Origin of the sequence: Sporanaerobacter sp. PP17-6a (assembly GCF_900095615.1) — a bacterium.
Classification (GTDB): Bacteria; Bacillota; Clostridia; order Tissierellales; family Acidilutibacteraceae; genus Acidilutibacter; species Acidilutibacter cellobiosedens.
Genome location: NZ_FMIF01000035.1, coordinates 1 through 5308, shown reverse-complemented (window position 1 = coordinate 5308; position 5308 = coordinate 1). Strand labels below are relative to the sequence as shown.

Below are 5308 nucleotides of genomic sequence, written 5' to 3'. Positions count from 1 at the left end.
TAAAAGAGCAGCAATTATTTTAATTGCTGCTTTTCATTTACTTCAAGTATTTCTTCTATTATTTCCCATATAAGTTCAATATTCATTCTCTTTTCTGCAGAATATGGAATTATCAAGTTTTCATCAGCAATTCCCAATTTCTTCTTTATTACAGAAATCTGTTTTGTAATCTGACTTTTAGATAGCTTATCGGATTTGGTACATACAGCTATGCCGTTAAACCCATAGGATTTAATCCACTTATACATGGTTAAATCATGCTCCCCAGGTTCATGACGTATATCTAAAAGAAGAATTACTTCCACAAGGTTTTCTCTGTTGTGAAGATAATCATCAATCATTTTGCTCCATTTTTCTTTTTCTCCCTTAGACACTTGAGCATAACCATATCCGGGTAAATCTACCAGTCGAAATTGATCATTTATATTATAAAAATTTATAGTTCTGGTCTTCCCAGGTTTGTTGCTTGTCTTTGCTAAACTTTTTCTATTTGTCAATGTATTTATTAGAGACGATTTCCCTACGTTGGATCTTCCTGCAAATGCTATTTCAAATTTATTATCTTTCGGATATTGTTTTTCATTAACTGCTAATGCAGTAATTTCAGACTTATTTATTTTCATTTTTATCATCCTTATTCAACAAAGAATATTTCAGCACCTCATCCATACTTCTCACAAATATAAATTGAGTCCTTTTCTTTATGTTCTTGGGGACTTCTTCCATATCCTTTTTATTTTCATAAGGAAGAATTATCCTTTTAATCCCTGCTTCACTTGCCGCAAGGACTTTTTCTTTAATTCCTCCTATAGGAAGGACTCTGCCTCTTAATGTTATTTCTCCTGTCATGGCCGTATCCCTTCTTATAGGCTTTCCGGAAAGAGCCGATATAACTGCCGTAGCCATAGTAATACCTGCCGACGGACCATCTTTAGGTATTGCACCTTCCGGCACGTGAATATGAATATCCGTATCTTTATAAAACTGTTCGTCTATACCAAAATCAGAAAAATTCCCTCTTATATAACTTATCCCCGCCATGGCGGATTCTTTCATTACATCTCCGAGCTGTCCCGTAAGTTGGAGTTTACCTGTACCTTTCATACAATTTACTTCTATAAAGAGTATTTCCCCTCCGAATACTGTCCATGCAAGGCCTGTTGCTATTCCTACTTGATTCTTTTCTTTTACTACTTCGTGCTTGTATTTTTCTACTCCTAAGTAGTTATGCAAATTCCCGTTATTTATTCTCACCCTGTTGATATTTTCTTCAACTATTCTTTTAGCCGACTTTCTGCAAATATTGGCTATATTTCTCTCCAAATTTCTAACTCCCGCTTCTCTGGTGTAATTGCTGATTATAGTTTTTAATGCTGTCTCGGAGATATATAAATTTTTCATTTTCAAACCATTTTCTTTAATTTGCTTGGGAAGAAGATAGCCTTCCGCAATTTTTAATTTTTCTTCTTCCGTATACCCCGATATTCTTATAACTTCCATTCTATCGAGGAGTGCATCCGGTATAGTCATAGTAGTATTGGCAGTAGTTATAAAGAACACCTTTGACATGTCAAAAGGTACTTCCAAAAAGTGATCTGTAAAGGAATTATTTTGTTCGGGATCCAGGACTTCCAGCAATGCACTTGCCGGATCTCCTCTGAAATCTCTATTTAATTTATCTATCTCATCAAATAAAAATACAGGATTTTTTGAACCTGCCTTTTTAATTAAACTTATAATCCTTCCGGGCATCGCTCCTACATAAGTTCTTCTATGTCCTCGTATTTCTGCTTCATCTTGAATCCCTCCCAAGGACATTCTTACAAAGTTTCTATTTAAAGACTTGGCTATGGACTTAGCTATAGAAGTTTTCCCAACCCCAGGAGGTCCTACAAAGCACAGTATAGGTCCTTTCATATTTCCGGATAACTTTCTTATAGCTATATATTCCAATATTCTTTCCTTTACATCCGTCAGTCCATAATGATCCTTATTTAATATTTCTCTTGCCTTTTTTAGATCTACCTTATCTTTAGTTTCTTTATCCCAGGGAAGTTCTATAATCCAATCAAGATAAGTTCTTATAACTCCCGTTTCAGGTGAACCTGGAGAAAGCTTATATAATCTCTCTGCTTCAGTTATTGCCTTATCTCTTACTTCTTTAGGCATCTTTACTTTTTTAATTTTATTCTTGTATGATTCCACTTCCTCAGATACTTCGTCTTCTTCACCCAACTCCTTTTGAATTGCTTTCATCTCTTCCCTCAAATAATATTCCTTTTGCACTTGCGTGATCTGTTTCTTAACTCTTTGATTGATATCAACTTTAATTCTCAATATTTCTATTTCTTCCTGAAGCATTTTATGAAGTATTTCCAATCTTTCATAAAAATCAAATGCTTCCAATATTTTCTGATCGTATTCAGGCTTTAAATATATATAAGAAGCTATAATATCCGCAAACCTTCCCGGATCTTCTATTTCGGCAACAGTAACAATTACATCCTGAGATATTCTGTTGCTTAAGTTAGTATATTCCTGAAAATCATCCAGTACCAATCTCATTATGGCTTCCGTTTCCTTATCTTTTCCTATTTTCTCCGGATCATAAGTAAGCTCTTCTATTTCGGCTTCAAAATATTTATCCGTTTCTGTAAAATCTACTATCCGTCCTCTGTTCAATCCTTCTATAAGAACTCTTATACTCCCTCCCGGAAGTTTAAGCATTTGTTTAATTTTCGAGACAGTCCCTATATGATAAAAATCATCTATCCCAGGTTCATCTATTTTGGGATCCTTCTGAGAACATAGTAAAATTAGAGAATCATCTACCATTGCCTTTTCCAGTGCATTCACAGACTTATCTCTGCCTACATCAAAATGAATAATCATATAGGGAAAAACAGATACTCCTCTTAAAGCTATGATAGGTATGGTTCTTTTTAAAATACTATATGGGTTTAACTTCATTTTTTCACTCCTTTATGTACATAACTAAATATAGTTTATCTTATTAAATTAATATTATGAAAAAATTAATGAAAAAGACTCACCAACATGTGAGCCTTTTTCATTATGATGCAGTCTCTCTTTCCCCAGATTTTTTCTGTCTTGCTTTTTTCTTTCTATCAGAAATCACAAGAGTAGGTTCTCCACCATTCATAATTGTTTCCTTAGTTATAACACATTTCTCTATATCATCCCTTGAAGGTATTTCATACATTATATCCAACATTGTTTCTTCTATAATGCTTCTGAGTCCTCTTGCTCCGGTTTTTCTTTCAATGGCTTTTTGGGATATAAGATCTAAAGCATCTTTCTCAAACTCAAGCTCCACATCATCCATTGCAAATAATTCTTTATATTGTTTTACCAAAGCATTTTTAGGTTCAGTAAGGATTTTAACAAGAGATGGTTTATCCAATTCCTCTAATGTAACAACGACAGGAAGTCTCCCCACAAATTCAGGAATTAAACCATATTTAATTAAATCTTCAGGTCGAATATATTTAAGTATATCTCCTACGCTCAAATTGGTTTTACTTTCAATTTTTGCTCCGAATCCCATGGAAGACTTTCCGGTTCTGTTCTGGATAATCTTCTCCAATCCATCAAATGCTCCTCCAACTATAAACAAAATATTAGTTGTGTCAACTTGAATGAATTCTTGATGGGGATGCTTTCTTCCTCCTTGAGGAGGTACATTAGCTACAGTTCCTTCCAATATTTTCAAAAGTGCCTGTTGTACTCCCTCTCCGCTTACATCCCTTGTAATCGACGGGTTTTCCGTTTTTCTTGCTATTTTATCAATTTCATCTATATAAACTATACCCTTTTCCGCTCTTTCAATATCATAATCCGCCGCTTGAATTAATTTTAGTATGATGTTTTCAACATCTTCTCCTACATAACCTGCTTCTGTTAAAGAAGTTGCATCCGCAATAGCAAAAGGTACATTTAATATTTTGGCAAGAGTTTGAGCAAGAAGAGTTTTTCCTGAACCAGTAGGCCCAATCATAATAATATTACTTTTTTGTAATTCAATATCATTATTTTTATTTGATTTTCTGTTAATACGTTTATAATGATTATACACCGCTACAGCTAAGGCCTTTTTGGCCCTCTCTTGTTTTATAACATATTCATCAAGAGTTTCTTTTATTTTATAAGGTTTAGGAAGTTCTTTTACTTCATAATCAAAGGAATCTTCAAATTCCTCATTTATAATCTCCTGGCAAAGTTCAACACACTCATCACATATATATACATTAGGTCCTGCAATAAGTCTCCTCACCTGGTCCTGAGGCTTTCCGCAAAAAGAACACCTAAGCTGCTTGTCATCATATTTTGCCATTGTGACACCTCACTTAAAGTTATTTTTTAAACTCAATCACTTCATCTATTATACCATATTTTTTAGCTTCGTCTGCATTCATAAAAAAATCTCTATCAGTATCTTTCGATACTTGTTCATAGGATTTTCCGGTTCTATCACTTAATATCTTATTTATTCTCTCCCTCATTTTAATTATTCTTTCTGCTCGAATTTTAATATCTTCTGCCTGCCCTTGAGTTCCTCCTGAGGGTTGATGAATCATAATCTCCGAATTCGGAAGAGCAAATCTTTTTCCCTTTGCACCTGCGGCAAGTAAAAACGCTCCCATGCTTGCAGCCATTCCTACGCATATAGTAGAAACATTGGGCTTTATATACTGCATAGTATCATAAATTGCAAAACCAGATGTAATAACACCACCAGGAGTATTTAAATAAAGTTGAATATCTTTGTCGGGATCTTCCGCTTCAAGAAACAATAACTGTGCTACAACTAAATTTGCAGTAACATCATTTATTTCATCTCCAAGAAAGATAATCCTTTCCTTTAATAATCTTGAATATATATCATAAGATCTTTCACCCCTATTAGTTTGTTCTACTACCATTGGAATTAAAGCCATCAAAACACCCCTCTCATAACATTATACGAATTTTACATTTTTAATAAGCAATTCAATTGCCTTATCTTTAATTATACCCGATTTAATCCATTCTAAATCTCCCTTTTTTACGTCTTCTTTAAACTTTTCTGTATCTTTTGGATTATATTCCGCAGCAATTTTTTCTATTTCTTTATCTATCTCTTCTTCTGTAGCCTGAATATTTTCCTGTTTTGCCAATTCACCCAATACAAGGTCAGACTTAACTTTGTTACCAGATCTTTCTTTAAATTGCTCTTTTAATTTTTCCAAAGAAGTATTTGCAAATTCAAAATATTTATCAAGAGACAATCCTTGCATTTTCAGCCTAT

General features: G+C 33.7%; 4 protein-coding genes and 1 pseudogene. All 5 read right to left on the bottom strand.

Features of this window, described 5'->3' with window-relative positions; translation table 11 throughout:
• Positions 1–14 precede the first annotated feature (14 nt).
• Positions 15–623 (bottom strand): ribosome biogenesis GTP-binding protein YihA/YsxC, encoded by a 609-nt coding sequence (yihA, locus tag PP176A_RS13100; protein ID WP_071140935.1) that lies wholly within the window; start codon positions 621–623, stop codon positions 15–17.
• Positions 610–2970: an endopeptidase La gene (gene lon / locus PP176A_RS13095; RefSeq protein WP_071140934.1), complete on the bottom strand. Its 2361-nt coding sequence runs from the start codon at positions 2968–2970 to the stop codon at positions 610–612. The genes yihA and lon overlap by 14 nt, the downstream gene beginning before the upstream one ends.
• A 103-nt stretch (positions 2971–3073) precedes the next feature.
• On the bottom strand, positions 3074–4354 hold the full coding sequence (gene clpX / locus PP176A_RS13090; RefSeq protein WP_071140933.1) for an ATP-dependent Clp protease ATP-binding subunit ClpX: 1281 nt from the start codon (positions 4352–4354) through the stop codon (positions 3074–3076).
• A gap of 19 nt (positions 4355–4373) precedes the next feature.
• Positions 4374–4958, bottom strand: coding sequence for an ATP-dependent Clp endopeptidase proteolytic subunit ClpP (gene clpP / locus PP176A_RS13085; RefSeq protein ID WP_071140932.1), 585 nt, complete (start codon positions 4956–4958; stop codon positions 4374–4376).
• A 21-nt stretch (positions 4959–4979) separates the two neighbouring features.
• Positions 4980–5308, bottom strand: a pseudogene (tig, locus tag PP176A_RS13080) (trigger factor); the annotation flags it as partial.